We start from the raw sequence: 16886 nt of genomic DNA on the forward strand, positions 1-16886 counted from the left end.
CTTAAAACGTAAGGGTTTAGCATTGCTAAACCCTTACATTCATTCACAACAGAGGAGTTGGTTGGTTGATTTTCTTAACCAAGCATTATTGAACTGAACTGCAAATCGCTACAATTTTCAAACCATACCTAAGAATTTTCTATACTGATCTATTTGTTTTTGCATTTCCTCTAGCAGTTTGCCAAAATCAAGATTATTTTCATCCTCATTGCTATCCATGTTTGTGCTGCCCAGAATCTTCTCATAGTTTTGAAATTGCGACCATAATTCTGGATTGGCTAATCCGTTATTACCTGCGGTTGGTGTCAGATATTTTGTAGTTTCTGTAATTGCCTGACCAATCAGAGAACCGACATCGGAATTATTAAAACTAACGATGGTTGCTGGTGTCAGATATTTTGCCGTTTCTGTAATTGCCTGACCAATCAGAGAACCGACATTGGAATTATTAAAACTAGCGATGGTTTCTGGTGTCAGATATTTTGTAGTTTCTGTAATTGCCTGACCAATCAGAGAACCGATATCGGAATTATTAAACCTAGAAATTGTCTGTTGTGATGTGAGATAACTTGCGGTTTGTGTATAGACGCGTAGCAGGTTGTCGCCAGACATTGCCTGACTCCCTAGAGAAGCAAAATTGTAACTATTAGAACTAGAGATTGTACTTTGTGTATTATTTCTTGATGTCTCTGCAATCACCTGACTTGCTAGAGAATTGACATTAGAAATATTAAACCTAGCACTTGTAGTTTGTGTAGTATTTACTGCTGTTTCTGTGACAATCTGACGTACTTGGGCATCAGTAAGGTTGGGGTTAGCACTAAGCATTAGAGCAACTACACCAGCAACGTGGGGAGTAGCCATAGAAGTGCCATTATAAGTAGCATATTGATTATTCGGAACTGAGGAGTAGACCTTGACTCCTGGGGCTGTGACGTAGGAGATTTCATTCGTTCCAGAACGGTTAGAGAAGTCGGGCATATTATTATTTCTATCTACTGCCCCAACTGCAATTCCCGACTTGTATGCATAACGAGCGGGATAGTCTGGTAATGAGTCACCATCATTACCTGCTGCCATGACAACAATCACTCCTTTGCTGCTGGCATAGTTAATAGCTGACTCTAGAGTACGATTGGCAGATGCGCCTCCTAAACTGAGATTAATTACATTAGCTCCATTATCCACAGCGTAGCGAATACCCTTCGAGATGGAACTATAGGAACCAGAGCCAGAGTCATTTAAAACTTTGACGGGCATAATCTTGGCATTGTATGCAATACCAGTGACACCGTAGTTATTATTTTCTCCTGCGATCGTGCCGGAAACATGGGTGCCATGACCGTTTATGTCTAGGGTGTTGTTGTTGTTACCAGAGAAGTTCCAGCCGTAATTATCATCAATATAACCATTGCCATCATCATCTATACCGTTACCTGCAATTTCGTTGGTATTTGTCCAGATATTATTCCTCAAATCCTCGTGGTTGTAGTCAACCCCGGTATCTACAACAGCAACAACAACACCTTGACCTGTGTATCCATGTGCCCAAACTTCTGGTGCTTTAACAAGGTCTGCTCCCCAATTATTGCCACCAAGATTAGGAACATCAGCAAAGGTATTCTGACCAGTAGCTCTAGCCACTGCTGCTGCCCCATTAATCAAGCCATAGCCATTGGTGGAGTTATAATTTCCAGTGCTAAAAGCATTAGCAGTAGCGTCAATGCTATTTTCGGAGTCACCATTATTTAGCAACTGCAAGTCTGTTGAAGTTGAGTTATGGCTACTACGTCCGCTGAAGTTAATGCTGTAGTCATCCTTCGTATTAAAGCTATCTAATGAGGATATTGAAGTGACGTTTAGCTGTTTATCTGACAGCACATTGTTATTAACATCATCAATGAGCATAAGTATTTTTTCTCAAAGATAGCAATCGTTTTTTTGACAGATTCCAGCGTTAAAATCTTTACAAGAAAAAGATTTTAATTTGTGAATAAGCTCTATTGTCAATAATTACTATGTAATCTCACAACAAAATGCTAATTCTACTACTAAAAAACATAATTAATAGTAGAATTTTTCTTGGCATATTAATTGATACAATAAAAATTAAATTTGTATCAGTTTAACTATCAATTGGTGGATAAACAATTAATTTGTCTATGCTTCTAAACTTATAATTTCTAAAGGTTTTTAACATTAGCTAATATCTGTCATACCAATAGAGTGTGTTACAAAGAAAGGTAGAGGGCAGAAGGCTTTATATGAAAGAAGTATTAATAAAAACTTTAGTTGCGGGTTATTGCCCACTAGGATAAAAAAATTTGTGTCGATAGCGCCGGCGGCAAGCGAGTCAGACGCTTTTGCGTCGCTAACGCTACGCTATCGAGCGTTGCGGAAAGTGACACGAGACACAAAGAAAGGAGCCAGTGCGGTCTTAGGATGCATCCCAAGTGGAGCATCTGGCGTCGTTCTTACTTCAATGTCAAAACTTATTTTATCTAAATAAAAAGACCAACAGTCTACGGAGTATAGGAACGAGGAAAGTCTTCTCAAACTAAATTTTTAAGATTTGTGTGTACACTGTAGTTTTGTAGGAGAGAGGCTTTGAACTCTCTCCATTCCCTTTTAGAGGATCTTTGATTCCACATGACGTGAAAAGTCAGATATGGAACAGCTTATTAGAGTTTTAGCGTAGGCATTGCAGAACTTTTCGAGCTACTGAATTTATTTTTTGAAGTTCCCTTAATAACAGGTGGAAAGTTTCACTTGGGTCTAAATCTCCACTTTCTACCCGATAACTGAGAACTGATTTAATAGAGGCGACTCAGTGTGTACTCAGCTATGTTAATTAATGCCTGGTGGGATTCTGAGGGTGGAAGAACTGCAAGATGTTCAATTGCTAACTTAGCATGGTGAGCAGCTAGCTCTCGCGCCTGCTGTATACCTTGACTGTCTTGAATTAATGCTAGTGCTTGCTCTAAATCACCTTCTTGAGCAAACTCTCGTTCAATCAGCACTTCTAAAGATGGTTTTTCTGCTAAAGCAAATAAAACAGGTGCAGTCAGATTACCACTTTTGAGATCCGATCCCACTGGTTTACCCAAGGTATCTGTTGTACTGGTGAAATCTAGAATGTCGTCAACAATTTGAAATGCTATACCAAAATGACGACCGTAGCTATACAGATGCTCAACAGTTTCTCGTGAGACTTCACTGAGCAATCCAGCTGCTTTAGAACTGTTAGCGATTAACGAAGCTGTTTTGTAGTAACTCTTCTCAATGTAAGTTTCAATAGAGATACCAGCATCAAAACGATTTAGTCCCTGCTGAATCTCTCCAGTAGCCAGATCCATAATGACTTCTGAGAGCAGTTTCACCACCTCCAAATTGTCCAAGTTTGCTAAATACCAGGACGATTGGGCAAAGAGAAAATCTCCTGCTAAGATGGCAATGCGATTCCCAAACAAACTATGAACAGTGGGAACGCCTCGCCGCACGTCTGATTCATCTACCACGTCGTCATGTACCAAACTTGCTGTATGAATCATTTCTGTAATCTCAGCTAGGCGGCGGTGACGCGGTGTAATGTCTTGTTCTAACATTGTTGCCCGCGATATTAGCAGGACAATTGCTGGTCTGATACGCTTTCCCCCAGCTCCGAATAAATGTTCGGCTGCTGCAAACAGAATGGGGTGGCGGTTTCCAACTAGCTGTTTTAGGTTATCTGCTAGTAGTCGCAGGTCTGCTTCCACAGGGGTAAACAGGGAGGTGGCTGGGGTCATGGATGGGCGGACTCTGACTTAGGTTACGAAAGTTTACATATCCTATACTCATTTTAAGATAACCCTGTGCCAGCGCAAAGTTTTCATAAGGTAATCCCATATTTATGAGTCTATGGGTGATAATTAAGGTTAGAAGTGGGTTTGTCAATAAGTAATTATGCTTGATTTGTGAGAACTCAGATTTTAAACTAACTTAAAACATAAATTTTCTGTACATGAGAATAAATACTCAGATTAAATTGTATTAAGTAGTTTCTCATCTCACCTTTACCGCCACAGTTCAAAACAAAAGTTAAGTAACATTACTTATTGACAAAACAGGTGCAATTTAAATTTTTCGCCAATGGGTAGGGCTAAATTTTTTCAGATTGAGTCATAGCTCTTTAAAAAATTTGAAATTTAGCAGTCGATTGGGCTTCAAATTCAGGGTCGTTGTGTTACGCTAAAATGTAGGAATTTTAAATTTTTCAGATATTCACACCCCAAAAGTTAAGTCAGCTACTAGTTGATTTTACTGAGTTGGTATTGTGAGTCTAAAATAAATATTCGTCGGTAAGATTAAGGGAATAAATTCTTTAATTTTTCCTACGGTAGGCGAAACTCCTGGTTTGGAGCTATGTGATATCCCTATGGGAAGCTGCTACACGTCTTCAGCGCACGTTGAGCGCAAGCATTGCTCTTGTCACAGCAGTTTGAGCAGCAATAAAGCAGATCAAGTAGACCGCTGAGAATCGTAGTTTTAGATTGCTAAACGGCAAACTAACTGCTGTGGGATCTATGGTCTGCAAAAAGTCGCATCAGACAATAAATTCTTTGTCCGTAGAGAATTTTATCTCTATAGGTAATTTTACCATAGGAAACTACAGCCATCAAGAATGCACTTGATTGGCTGAGGTTCTACTAATTTATGGAATTTTATATTCGTTTAGAAGGGTGCTAGTAGAACAATGATTTACGGAAGTATACCTATGATGATTTTTATTTTAGCGTCTGGATATTTGTTCACAGTCTACCTGTTATTAGCACTGGCGAAGCGAACAGGTACAAAAACTGTTCCTACAAGTTTCCCTTCATCTGCTGAGGGAAAACACAAGCAGGAGATATCAGTTAATAGTCAATAGTCATTTGTCCTTTGTCCTTGGTCATTTGTTTTGATTAAAAGACTAAGGACTAAGGACAAATTAGTTTGATTGGAGTTTGGAAATAGCGGTATCAGTGAAGCAAACCTCTTCAACCATTGGGGTATAGCCTAGCCACTGCACTCCTGACTGGGAAAACTGTTGCGGACAACCGCTGACGGCAAAGCGAGTTGGTAGTGGTAAGTGAGTATTTTTTAAGCCTAGTAAGTCTAGCTCTTGGGCACAAGCTGCCACAACATGAACAGCTGGATCAACTAACTGGACTTGAGAGGGGAGGAGCGATCGCAGTACTGGTGTAAGGTGGGGATAATGGGTACAGCCGTGGACTAAGGTATCAATTTCCTGCTCTAATAAAGGCTCTAAGTAGGCTCGTGCTACTTCCGCAGTGTAAGGGTCGTGAATGCGATTTTGCTCAATCAGTGGTACAAACTCTGGACATCCAACTTGCCAGACTTGGACATCAGGAGCAATTTCGAGTATGGCGTGCTTATAAGCATTACTCTTAGCCGTGGCTGGAGTGGCAATTACACCAATCCGCTTTCCTAGCTGCACCGCAGCTCTTGCACCCGGTAAAATTACTCCCAAAATGGGTATGCTGAATTCTTGACGCACGGTTTCTAAGGCTAGGGCAGAACTGGTGTTGCAAGCCATAATCACCATTTTTACCTGCTGCTGTTGTAGCCAGGTAATAATTTCACGCGTAAATCGTAAGATTTCTGCTTGTGAACGAATTCCGTAAGGAAGTCTAGCTGTATCCCCAAAATAAATAATTGATTCATTGGGGAGTTGCCGATATAGTTGTCGCAATACTGTTAGCCCACCCACACCACTATCAAAGATGCCAATTGGGGCACGTTGGGGTTCTTGATCAGAAAAATCGTCAAGATTCCCTTCAAAAATGGAAGATGAATACACAGGCAGATATAAATTTAGGATTTGGGATTTAAAATACAGAATTTAGCAGACAATCTCCAAATTGACCACTAAATTCTGCAAATAAAAGAAGTTTAAATACCACCTCTTTAATTAGTAATTTGTACTATATTACCTCTGCTTTAAGTATTTTAGGATGCCACTAGCGATCGCTTCTGCCATCCGATTTTGATACTCTGGTGTTCCCAACCTGGGGTTATCCTCGTAACCACTCATGTAGCCTGTTTCCACTAAAATCGAAGGCATGGAGCTTTTCCTGAGAACGTAGAATCTAGCTTTGCGGGTTCCTCGGTCTTTGATAGTACCGATGTTCTGGAGAATAGAATTGCGAACTGCTTCAGCCAGAGCATAACCACTTTCGTAATAATAGACTTCTAAGCCATTCACACTTGGACGACCATCAACCGAATTAGCGTGAATGCTGACAAACAAAGTCGCGTTAACTCGCTCGGCGATATTTACCCGTCCCTGAAGTTCTACGAAAAAGTCAGCATCCCGCGTGAGTATCGCTTGTACACCATTTTGCTCTAAAATTGCTGCTACCCTTCTACCAATAGGCAGGACTACATCCTTTTCTAAGAGTCCACCCAGACCAGGAGCACCTGAGTCTTTGCCACCGTGTCCTGGGTCAATCACTACTAGTAATTTTCCTCTGGGAACCGAGGGGCGTGGCTGAGAAGTGGGACGAGGATTATCTGTGGGGTTTGGGAATTGACCTTGGTTTGACGATGGTAGGGGAGGTAAAGTAATGGGCGGTGTGATACTACTATTAGAGCGTTGTAATTGTAGAGCTAAAAGCTGATCGCTAACCTGGTTGAGTTCCCCAATTTGTACTCCGGCTGCTGGTTGAACTAAGACAGTAACAGTATTAGATTCTTGTGGTTGCAGGCGGACTCGCAGGATAGGGCTATTAGCATTAAAAGTCGGGCCTGTAACTTTGGGAGCCAACCGAGCATTGTTGATGGAAATGCGATACAGACCAGAAGTTCTATCCCAACCGGCTATAGCAGATAAAGCTTGGTCGGCTCTAATTAACAGTTGTGTACCATTATTAGCCAGTTCCACAGACTGAATGGTAGCAGGTGAGCTATTAGAAGGTGCTACAGGGCGTGGACTGTTACTTCCAGGCACTTGAGCAACGCCACGACTGGGGAGAACTACAAAACCACCAACACTGCTAGTAGTTGCTCGCCAATTAGGACTATTTTCGCCTACCTCTAAAGTCAGGCGGACAACAGATGGGCTTGTTTCTAGTTGGCTGAATTGAATGCGACTGACACCATAGCGATTAATTGACAAATCGCGTTGCTCTAGATTTGGTGATAAAGTTGCGCCAGCAATGTCAATGTTGATTGCCTTCTGATCATTGCTACGATTTACCTGAATCTGAGGATTACCACCATTGGTACGGATGAAAAAGCCATCGCCTGTGACTTGTAAGTTCTCAATTTCAGTAACCCTGGCGGCAACCATTCTGTTTCTAGGTGAATTGACAGGGCCGGTTGTCACCACATTGTAAATATTTCTTGGGGAGAAGGTTGGTGTAGATGTTCTTGGTGAGGTGTCTGTGGCTATAACTTCTTCTTGTTGCCCCTCAGTATTTCTTGAGGGTACATTTTCGGCTTCTGGTGTAGGTAATTGCACTGTCCAGCGATCGCCAGTTGTACCCACAAATTGTACTTTTTTGGGGTCTAAAGTGTAACCAGGGCTGATTTCAACGACTATCCGCGTTGTCTCTGTATCAAACTGCCCAATACGAATCGAGCGAATTCCACCGCCCACTTGTTGGGTTTGCTGCGGACGCCCAAATGTGGTTCCTGGCAAATCAATTACTAGCCGAGTCGGGTTAAAAATTAATTGTGCTTGGGGTTGAACATCCCCTAAAGTATTAATTTCCAGCTTGTTTTGATTGGCATCAAAACGCCAAGATTCAAGTCTCGCGGCCATTGCCGGCGACGACAGCATGAAGATAGTTCCAATAGTACTGGATAGTAACCAGCGTAATTTCACAGTCTTTTCTCCTGATTCACATTCATGGGAGCCGTCAACATCTCAACATATTGGCAAATCCTCACACCGTCACCACGCACACTTGAGTTTTGCGCTGTTATTAAGACACAGCTAGCTAATGGCGTAAAATATAGCACGCTCCTCTGATTTTGCCATGCCATTAGCCGATATAAATTTGACTGCCTATTTTAGGTTCATACCGGACTAACGTCCTGCTATGCGCTTTTGCCCTTTGTGGGTAATACCAATCCAAAATCTGTTGATTTGCAAAGCATCAGATGACAATAACAAAGAAGCTACTCTTGTCCCGCCGCAAGAATACTTAAATTGTTTTACTACTAAATTGGATAAAAATGGTAAAGATTAGATGTATTTACTCAATAATTTCGACTAAATTACTTATCTTCTCTTTAGATACTGAAGAATGCCACGAGCGATCGCATCTGCCATTTGATTTTGGTAAGCCGAGCTTCTGAGTTTAGCGTTATCATCTCGACCGGTCAAATAACCTGTTTCGACGAGAATAGAAGGCATAGAACTTTTTCGGAGAACAAAAAATCTGGCTCGCCGCACTCCCCTGTCTCTGACATTTACACTTTGGAGAATACTGTTATGGACAGTACGGGCTAGACCCAAACCACTGTCGTAATAATATGTTTCCAAGCCGCTGACATCCGAACGACCCGGGCCGACTGCATTAGCATGAATACTCACAAACACATCAGCATTAGCTCTCTCTGCTAATTGCACCCGTCCTGGAAGGGTAACAAAATAGTCAGAATCCCTTGTCATAACTACTTGCACGCCATTTTGCTGCAAGACCTGAGCTATTCTTTTGCTAAGAGGCAAAATAACATCCTTTTCGCGTAGTCCCCCAAGACCTACTGCACCAGGGTCTTTACCACCATGTCCGGGGTCAATGAGAACTACCACTCGTCCATTGGTAACTCGGCGCTGTGGTTGGGTTGGGGGTTGGGGATTGGGATTGTTTGGGTCTGGGAATGGCCCCCGGTTTGGCGGTGGTAGCGGAGGTAAAGCAAAAGGAGGTCTTCTGGGAGGGATTGTAACAATTCGACGAGAGCCTTGTATTGGTAGAGCTAAAAGCTGGTCGCCGATTTGCTGGGGTTGTCCAAGTTGTACTCCGCTTGCTGGTTGAACTAAGACAACGACTGTGTTGGGTTCTTGTGGTTGCAGGCGTACCCGGAGAATGGGGCTATTAGGAGCAAAAGTAGGGCCTGTAACTCTAGGAGCTAACTTGGCATTGGGAATTGTGACGCGGAACAGACCAGAAGTTCTATCCCAGGCTCCCGTAGCAGATACAGTTTGGTCGGCTCTAATTAGCAGTTGTGTGCCATTATCAGCCAGTTGTATAGACTCAATTGTTGCTGGAGAGTTGTTAGCAGATAGTCTGCTAGGTAAGGAAGGTGGTTGTGACTGATTGTCCGATAGATTGTTTGAATTACTACTTCCAGGCAATCTGACAACGCGACTAGGCAGAACTACCAAACCACCGCCGTTACTATTACTTGCTCGCCAGTCTGGGCTATTTTTATCTACCCGCAAAGTCAGGCGAACGCCAGGAGGTTGGGTTTGTAGTCGGGTGAATTCGACGCGGCTAACACCATGCTTGTTGACCGGTATATTATTCTGCTGCGCCAGACGTGGTGATAAAGATGCGCCAGAGATATCCATGAAGATGGTAGCGCGATCGCGACTGCGAATTATCTGAATCGGAGGATTACTACCACTGGTGCGGATGAACAACCCATCGCCTGTTACTTGTAAGCTCTCAATTTGAGTCGCCCCTCGTGTAGTAGTGGCAACTCTTGAAATACTAGGTTGCGGCTCAGAGTCTGGGGTAACAACAGTGTAAGCACTTCTGGGAGATGAGGTCGGAGATGTGGTGGGAGATGAAGCTACTCTCTCGATTTCTGGCTTAGGTAATTGCACCGTCCAGCGAGCGCCAGTTGTACCCACAAATTGCACTCGTTTGGGGTCTAAAGTATAACCAGGAGTTAGTTCGACAACTATGCGTGTTGTTTCTGTATCAAACTGCCCAACACGAATTGAGCGAATTCCACCACCCACCTGTTGGGTTAACTGCGGACGCCCAAATGTGGTTCCTGGCAAATCAATTACCAGCCGAGTCGGGTTGAAAATTAGTTGTGCCTGGGGTTGAACTGCTCCCACAGTATTAATTTCCAGCCTGTTTTGATTGGCATCAAAGCGCCAAGATTCAAGTCTCGCAGCCATTGCTGGCGACGACAGCATGAAGATAGTTCCAATAGTGCTGGGTAGTAACCAGTGTAATTTCACAGTCCTTTCTCCTAATTCACGTTCATGGGAGCCGTCAATATCTCAACTCATTGGTAAATCATCACATCGTCACCACCTAAACTTGACCTATGATGCCTTTTTTGATTTTTAAGCTTCTACTAGAGGGCTTTTCAAGTAATAGAACTACAGCAATCACTACTCTCCGTCTCAGTTGTGGTCTAAATAACTGAAAACTTCTGTAATACCACTTAAAATCAGTTATCAGGTTTCATATTGGGTCTAAATCCCCATGTGAAATCTTCCACCTTTAGAGGTAGGAATTGTCACTCCCAAGGAAGCTAGAAAACAAATAATTGATAACCGTTCACTGATAACTGTTTTTTGTTTTTTGCCATCAATGCACTAAGTAAATAATTCCCATTACTGTCAGATGATTTAGCAAGATTTATGGGTTTACTCCCCAATTACCTGGAAAATATTCAGATAAAGGCATACAAGCCAAGGGAGACTAGAAATAAATAACATTCCGAATGCTGGTAGAAATTATAAACAGACGATTATTCTACAATCACACGGGACGGAAATTTGAGGAGAGAAGTTTCCACTACACAATCGCAACATCTTCAAAGCACAGTGATAGTACTGAATTCAGAGTCCTGAGTTCTGAGCGAAAATTACTCAGAACTCAGTAAGAATTTACCCAAGACTTTGATTAACGATCGCCAGATTCTGGAGTTATTTCCGAATTGCCACTATCATTTGATGCTGGCACCTTTAACTGAGGTGGTTCAATTACCAACGAAGTCCCAGAAGAACCGTCTAAAACTAGTTGCTCTGAGCCTGCGGCCACAGCTTTTGGGTCTGGAAATACAAATCGTAATAAGGGAGGAGCTAAAAAGGTTGTCAAGATAACCATCATGATAATTGCCGCCCCTAATGGTTTTGAGAGAGCGCCACTGGCTGCGCCGACACCAGCAAACACTAATCCAACTTCCCCTCTGGGAATCATCCCCACACCGATCGCTAAACGGTTAATTCCTGGTTGACCAAACACGCTTAAACCTGTGATCACTTTACCGAGAATGGCTACTATGATCAGGAAAGTTGCCATAATTAGACCTTCCCGATTATCGGGAATTGCTGGGTTTAACACTCCCAAATCGGTTTTTGCCCCAACAGTCACAAAGAAAATTGGCACTAACATATCAGCAATGGGACAGACTTGCCTTTGCAATTCTTTGCGCTTATCTGTTTCTTCTAGGACTAAACCCGCTGCAAAAGCTCCCAGAATTGCTTCTAAGTGGATGACGGCAGCAAGGTATGCCATCGCAAAGGCGAAGATGAATGCTGGTATTACCAGTCCACCGCGTGTTTTGAGTTTATCAGCGATCGCCACAAAGGACTTATTGAAAACATTACCTAGTAGGATTGCTCCCAAAATAAAACCAGTGGCGCTGATAATCAAATAAATTACTTTGCTGACATCCACCACGCCATCTTTAGCGAGGCTGGCAACTACTGCTAAAACGATGATTCCTAGTACATCGTCAATTACGGCAGCGCCCAAAATAATCTGCCCTTCTCTAGAATTGAGTCGCCCCAACTCTGACAGCACTTTGGAAGTAATCCCAATACTAGTGGCAGTCAAAGCCGCCCCTGCAAAAATTGCCGGGACAGCACTAATACCAAATAAAGTCATCAGTCCCACAGTACCAGCGGTAAAGGGTACTACTACCCCCACTATTGCTACAACAGTAGCTTGGATACCAACTGCGATTAAGTCTTTTAAGTTCGACTCCAAGCCGATTTCAAACAGCAGAATGATTACACCCAATTCTGCTAAAACGGAAACGACTTCAGACTGAGCGGCAAACACCGCTGGTGTGGCTTCAGGCGTTAAACCACCAGTGGTTTGAAGGAAGGACATGATCAAAGAGTTAGAACTGTCTGTGCTGCCTTCTGGAAATACCAAAAGGTGGAAAACAGAGATGCCAACTACCACACCACCTACGAGTTCGCCTAAGACAGGCGGTAAACCCACTTGGTTTGATAACTCTCCACCAACTTTGCTGGCGAGATAAATGACTACTAAGCTTAGTAGCACTGCTGCTACTACCATTGAACTGTCTGCGACTTCTGTTGCGCTAGCCAGCAGAGGAAAAGAAAAGTTGATTGGATCTAACAAATGCATTAGGTTCTCTGAAAATCCTTCTCTTTGATTTTGACGCGTTTCTGAAAAACGTCTATCTGTGGAGATGCAATTTGCAGCTTAGGTAAATTAATTTGTGCCATTTGTCAAATCAATCAAGCCCTACCTTTCCGATTCAGGTTTCAGCAGCCAATACGCCACAACAAAATCTCTAAAAAAGCTAGTGTAATTTTTTTAGTTTCAAAAAATGTAACCGTTTCAGCTTTTGACGATCGCAATGTCAAAGTAAGAACATACAAATCGTATCTAGCGATCGCACTTGAGTTGTGAAAAACTTGTGGTAGCTGTTGGCTCTCAACGGCCACCAGAAGATTGCTACATGCGTTTATTAAAAACATCTGTGGATACTTTGAGGAGTGCAAATCTTATGACTAGAGCCGCTTTAACTGGTTCTCAGTTTCCATCTGGAAACTTGTGGAAAATACTGCCTTTAGCCTTGCTAGTATGTGTAACTTTGACACTGCCCGCGTTGGCGCAAGAAAAAGATAAATTGTGGCGAACCCTTAGTGTTAGTGGTCGCGGAGTAGAAACAATTCCTACAACCCTGGCGCAAGTCAGTTTAGGAGTGGAGATTCAGGGGAAAACAGCACAGGAGGTACAGCAAGAAGCCGCCCGCAGGTCATCGGCTGTAGTTGCGTTCCTCAAGAGCAAAAATGTTGAAAAATTACAAACTACTGGTATCCGGCTCAACCCAGTTTATAGCTACACCGATAATGTACAGCGAATTACAGGCTATGCTGCCAATAACACTGTGAGTTTTAGCATTCCTGTTGAGCAAGCTGGGACATTATTGGATGATGCAGTAAAAGCAGGTGCGACACAAATTAACGGTATTAGTTTTGTTGCGAATGATGAAGCGATCGCGGCTGCTCAAAAACAAGCATTAAAAGAAGCTACTCAAGACGCCCAGCAGCAAGCTGATGCTGTTTTCAGCGCTTTGGGTTTTAAATCCAAAGAAATAGTGAGCATTCAAGTTAATAATGCTACTCCACCTCGGCCACCCATGTTTTTACGCGCAGAGGCTGCAAAGTTAGCTGATGCTTCCACCCCTGTTGTTGGTGGTGAACAGGAAGTAGAAGCATCCGTGACATTACAAATTAGTTATTAGTCATTAGTCATTTGTCATTAGTCCTTTGTTTAAGACAAGGGACTAATAAACAATACCCAATTAAAAATGTTCTGAAGACATATCTCCAGTACCGCCCTCTCCATCTCGCTTAGAGCCTAATAAATCTAGTTGGTCTACTCTAATAATCGGTGTAGAACGGTTTGCTCCTGTTTGGCGATCGCTCCATGTGTCAAACTTTAAGGAACCTTTGATGCCAATTAGACTTCCCTTGCGGACATAATTACCTGCTACCTCAGCCGTCTTATCCCATAATTCCAACGTAAACCAGTCAGGTTCATCGCTGTTGCGCGATCGTCTTTTTACCGCTAGTGTCAATCTACACTTCACACTACCAGACTCAAAATACTTTATATCAGGGTCGCCGCCTACACGACCGACAAGAGTGACAATATTAATACTCATACGTGTTGCCTTTCAGTACAAGTGTACTCATTAATTCCGACTTCCATCATAGCGAATTGTGAAACACTTGAAAATAATGTGTTAAACAGTTAACAATATAGTTGACTTGAAAAATTATACACACTACTTGGAGAAACACATAAAAGTATACGGATATACTAAGCTAACCAGAGAATATCAAAAAACAGATGCCTGAGACATACTAAATATTCCTGGGAATCATATAAAAATATAGTCTAGTTTACTCAACTCAGGATACAAACGTAATCAAATCTGGCACGATTAACTCTGACCGTTGTAGTCAAAAAGTATCGCACATAGGGGGCTTAGAGACGCGTGGGCATTTTTAGGAACTTTCGCACATCATGGGATATGGGTATCGACCTCGGTACCGCTAACACCCTGGTTTATGTATCTGGTAAAGGTATTGTACTACAAGAGCCTTCTGTAGTTGCTATCGATGTCAACGAAAAGGTGGCACTAGCAGTCGGAGAAGAAGCCAAAAAAATGCTCGGTCGCACACCTGGAAATGTGATTGCCCTCCGCCCTTTGCGAGATGGTGTAATCGCTGACTTTGAGATAGCCGAGCTGATGCTAAAAAGCTTTATTCAGCGTGTAAATGAAGGTAAATCTTTAGTTTTACCCCGGATTGTCATTGGTATTCCCAGTGGTGTCACAGGTGTAGAAAGGCGAGCTGTAATGGATGCAGCTCACCAAGCAGGAGCAAGAAAAGTGTATTTAATTGATGAACCTGTAGCCGCGGCTATCGGTGCAGGACTACCTGTTGCCGAAGCAACTGGCAACATGATCATTGATATCGGTGGTGGGACAACAGAAGTTGCAGTGCTGAGTCTTCAAGGTACAGTGATCAGCGAATCAGTACGCATTGCTGGAGATGAACTGACTGAAGCGATCATTCAGTATATTAAGAAGGTTCATAACTTAGTTATTGGTGAACGTACTGCCGAGGACATCAAGATTCGGATGGGTTCTGCCTATCCGACTAATGATGATAATGACGCCATGATGGAAGTCCGAGGTTTACACCTGCTTTCTGGTCTACCACGAACTGTAACAATCAAAGGGCCAGAAATCCGTGAAAGCATGTTAGAACCGCTATCAGTAATTATAGAAGCTGTAAAGCGGACACTGGAACGCACACCTCCAGAACTAGCAGCAGACATCATTGACAGAGGTATTATGTTAGCTGGTGGCGGTGCTTTGCTCAAAGGCATAGATACCCTCATTAGCCATGAAACAGGGATTGTAACCCACATTGCAGCTGATCCTTTAAGCTGTGTTGTGCTGGGAACAGGTCGTGTGTTAGAAAACTTTAAACAGTTGGAACGAGTTGTCACTGAAAGCTCTCGGAATATGTAACAAAAAAAATATCAGACTTGAGTTCTATTTGAGTTCTATTTGGGTTTTATATAAATAGAATCCAAGTAGAACTTAATTTATATAAGTATACAAAGGTATATATGGTGACAATACGGCGTTGGTGGGATCGTAAAGGATTGCAAATCGGGTTGTTAGCTCTAGTAGTTGGTAGTGCTTGGATATTGCGACAGACTCAAGGTGAATTGGTGCTTGAGACCTACCAGGCAATTACCCGTCCGTTAGAGATGTTGCAGTCAGGGCCCACTCGAGAAGAACGTCTCAGAGATGCCCGGATATCAGAATTGCAAACCCGTATAGTAGATTTGGAAAGTCAAAAGACAAAGCTACAAGATTTATTAGGCTATGTAGAAAAAGAGCCTCTGGCATCACGGCCAATTCCTGCACGGGTGATAGGACGTAGTGCTGACCAGTGGTGGCAACAAGTTACCCTGAATCGCGGTGCGAATGCAGGGATTCAGGAAGGCTTCATAGTCAAGGCCGATGGCGGTTTGGTGGGTTTAGTGGAAAGCGTAACTCCCAATACTAGTCGCGTGTTGTTAATCAGTGACCTCAAGAGTCAAGTAGGTGTATCCATTAGCCGCACGGCAGCTAAAGGTGTTTTACGAGGAGATTCTTCTGCAGAAGCTGTGCTGGAATTTTATGAAAAAGTCCCAAATGTGAAAGTGGGGGATTTAGTTTCTACATCTACTTATAGTCAGAAATTTCCATCCGGCTTGGCAGTAGGACGAATCAAGTCGCTGGATTTAAAGAAACTCCCAGCATCAGTGGCAAAAATAGAGCTTTTTCCGCCAATCCGCTCTCTCGATTGGGTAGCTGTTTATCCAAAGCCAGAAAACCAAGAGTCGGCAAATCAAGTGCCGCAAAAGTCTAAGTAAATTCTTCCTTGAAAATCCATAGAAAAATGAAGATTCCTGCATTTGGTGTTAGCAGGCAGAAAAAGCCAAAATCGTCAGAACGAAAGCGAAAATCAAAATTCCAAATCCAGCCGCTTTCTCGTTGGCATCCCGGCATACGTCAGCTGTTGGGTTGGATAGTGACGATTGGATCTGTACTGTTATGTTTACTATTATTACCAACCCGGTTCCCAGGTATGGAATTATTGGGAATTGGCCCTAACTGGCTGTTAATTTGGGTGGTAGCTTGGAGTGTGAAGCGCACGGTGTTTGCCGGAGCATTGGCAGGTATAGTTCTAGGGCTACTTCAAGATTCAATGACATCACCTAACCCTACTCATGCCCTCAGTTTAGGTATAGTGGGAATTTTAACTAGTCTGCTCCAGAAACAGCGTTTTATTGAAGAAGATTTTATTTCAATTGCTGTAATTGTCTTTATTATGGCAGTTTTGGCAGAAACTATCTTTGGGTTGCAATTAACTTTGATGGGCGATGAGCGCAAGGTAACAGATATTTGGACATATTACCAGCGTGTCGCTCTTGCCTCTGCCATTCTTAGTAGTTTATGGGCACCTGTAGTTTATTATCCTCTGAATCGTTGGTGGCAGCGGATAAAATTATTGGAACAGTCTTGAACTATTTAAAATAATCTATAGGAATCCGACTGAAATTTTGAAGGACTATTGAGAATGAAAATTTTATTCAGTT

The 16886-nt window shown here is 42.7% G+C and carries 13 protein-coding genes; 5 read left to right on the forward strand and 8 right to left on the reverse strand.

Features of this window, described 5'->3' with window-relative positions:
- Positions 1 to 117: 117 nt before the first annotated feature.
- Positions 118 to 1908 (reverse strand): S8 family peptidase, encoded by a 1791-nt coding sequence (locus ACWATR_RS17160; protein WP_460334752.1) that lies wholly within the window; start codon positions 1906 to 1908, stop codon positions 118 to 120.
- Positions 1909 to 2813: 905 nt separating this feature from the next.
- On the reverse strand, positions 2814 to 3785 hold the full coding sequence (gene sds, locus ACWATR_RS17165) for a solanesyl diphosphate synthase (protein ID WP_460334755.1): 972 nt from the start codon (positions 3783 to 3785) through the stop codon (positions 2814 to 2816).
- 968 nt (positions 3786 to 4753) lie between these two features.
- Between sds and ACWATR_RS17170 the strand changes: the two genes are divergently transcribed.
- The gene (locus ACWATR_RS17170) at positions 4754 to 4906 is read left to right on the forward strand and encodes a hypothetical protein (protein ID WP_190942287.1); all 153 of its coding nucleotides are present in this window, start codon (positions 4754 to 4756) and stop codon (positions 4904 to 4906) included.
- A gap of 60 nt (positions 4907 to 4966) precedes the next feature.
- Here the strand turns inward: ACWATR_RS17170 and murI are convergent, their stop codons facing one another.
- The 5 genes from murI to ACWATR_RS17195 all read right to left on the reverse strand — a co-directional run bounded on the left by murI (position 4967) and on the right by ACWATR_RS17195 (position 12691).
- On the reverse strand, positions 4967 to 5839 hold the full coding sequence (gene murI, locus ACWATR_RS17175; protein WP_460334758.1) for a glutamate racemase: 873 nt from the start codon (positions 5837 to 5839) through the stop codon (positions 4967 to 4969).
- Between the two features lie 129 nt (positions 5840 to 5968).
- Positions 5969 to 7867, reverse strand: coding sequence for an N-acetylmuramoyl-L-alanine amidase (locus ACWATR_RS17180; protein ID WP_460334761.1), 1899 nt, complete (start codon positions 7865 to 7867; stop codon positions 5969 to 5971).
- Between the two features lie 399 nt (positions 7868 to 8266).
- On the reverse strand, positions 8267 to 10183 hold the full coding sequence (locus tag ACWATR_RS17185; RefSeq protein ID WP_460334764.1) for an N-acetylmuramoyl-L-alanine amidase: 1917 nt from the start codon (positions 10181 to 10183) through the stop codon (positions 8267 to 8269).
- Positions 10184 to 10856: 673 nt separating this feature from the next.
- Positions 10857 to 12335: a cation:proton antiporter gene (locus tag ACWATR_RS17190; RefSeq protein WP_460334767.1), complete on the reverse strand. Its 1479-nt coding sequence runs from the start codon at positions 12333 to 12335 to the stop codon at positions 10857 to 10859.
- Between the two features lie 140 nt (positions 12336 to 12475).
- The gene (locus tag ACWATR_RS17195; RefSeq protein WP_460334770.1) at positions 12476 to 12691 is read right to left on the reverse strand and encodes a hypothetical protein; all 216 of its coding nucleotides are present in this window, start codon (positions 12689 to 12691) and stop codon (positions 12476 to 12478) included.
- 29 nt (positions 12692 to 12720) lie between these two features.
- Between ACWATR_RS17195 and ACWATR_RS17200 the strand changes: the two genes are divergently transcribed.
- Entirely contained in the window at positions 12721 to 13461 is a 741-nt protein-coding gene (locus ACWATR_RS17200) for an SIMPL domain-containing protein (RefSeq protein WP_460334773.1), read from the forward strand.
- A 60-nt stretch (positions 13462 to 13521) separates the two neighbouring features.
- Here ACWATR_RS17200 and ACWATR_RS17205 read toward each other — a convergent pair whose 3' ends face one another.
- Positions 13522 to 13884, reverse strand: a complete 363-nt coding sequence (locus tag ACWATR_RS17205) for a single-stranded DNA-binding protein (protein ID WP_069071395.1) — start codon at positions 13882 to 13884, stop codon at positions 13522 to 13524.
- A gap of 372 nt (positions 13885 to 14256) precedes the next feature.
- On the opposite strand from ACWATR_RS17205, the gene ACWATR_RS17210 reads away from it, so the two are divergent.
- The 3 genes from ACWATR_RS17210 (at position 14257) to mreD (ending at position 16813) form a co-directional block, all read left to right on the forward strand.
- Complete coding sequence (locus ACWATR_RS17210; RefSeq protein ID WP_460334776.1) at positions 14257 to 15264, forward strand: rod shape-determining protein; 1008 nt, start codon at positions 14257 to 14259, stop codon at positions 15262 to 15264.
- Between the two features lie 101 nt (positions 15265 to 15365).
- A complete protein-coding gene (gene mreC / locus ACWATR_RS17215) occupies positions 15366 to 16160 on the forward strand; it encodes a rod shape-determining protein MreC (RefSeq protein ID WP_181927914.1) in 795 nt (264 codons plus the stop codon).
- A gap of 26 nt (positions 16161 to 16186) precedes the next feature.
- Positions 16187 to 16813, forward strand: coding sequence for a rod shape-determining protein MreD (gene mreD, locus ACWATR_RS17220; RefSeq protein ID WP_460334780.1), 627 nt, complete (start codon positions 16187 to 16189; stop codon positions 16811 to 16813).
- Positions 16814 to 16886 lie beyond the last annotated feature (73 nt).

Source organism: Nostoc sp. UIC 10890 (genome assembly GCF_054786515.1).

What these genes read in the sequence shown, in the direction of transcription:
- ACWATR_RS17160 (WP_460334752.1), bottom strand. Translation starts at nt 1,908, where the DNA reads ATGCTCATTGATGATGTTAATAACAATGTGCTGTCAGATAAACAGCTA.
- sds (WP_460334755.1), bottom strand. Translation starts at nt 3,785, where the DNA reads ATGACCCCAGCCACCTCCCTGTTTACCCCTGTGGAAGCAGACCTGCGA.
- ACWATR_RS17170 (WP_190942287.1), top strand. Translation starts at nt 4,754, where the DNA reads ATGATGATTTTTATTTTAGCGTCTGGATATTTGTTCACAGTCTACCTG.
- ACWATR_RS17190 (WP_460334767.1), bottom strand. Translation starts at nt 12,335, where the DNA reads ATGCATTTGTTAGATCCAATCAACTTTTCTTTTCCTCTGCTGGCTAGC.
- ACWATR_RS17195 (WP_460334770.1), bottom strand. Translation starts at nt 12,691, where the DNA reads ATGTTTTTAATAAACGCATGTAGCAATCTTCTGGTGGCCGTTGAGAGC.
- ACWATR_RS17200 (WP_460334773.1), top strand. Translation starts at nt 12,721, where the DNA reads ATGACTAGAGCCGCTTTAACTGGTTCTCAGTTTCCATCTGGAAACTTG.
- ACWATR_RS17205 (WP_069071395.1), bottom strand. Translation starts at nt 13,884, where the DNA reads ATGAGTATTAATATTGTCACTCTTGTCGGTCGTGTAGGCGGCGACCCT.
- ACWATR_RS17210 (WP_460334776.1), top strand. Translation starts at nt 14,257, where the DNA reads ATGGGTATCGACCTCGGTACCGCTAACACCCTGGTTTATGTATCTGGT.
- mreC (WP_181927914.1), top strand. Translation starts at nt 15,366, where the DNA reads ATGGTGACAATACGGCGTTGGTGGGATCGTAAAGGATTGCAAATCGGG.
- mreD (WP_460334780.1), top strand. Translation starts at nt 16,187, where the DNA reads ATGAAGATTCCTGCATTTGGTGTTAGCAGGCAGAAAAAGCCAAAATCG.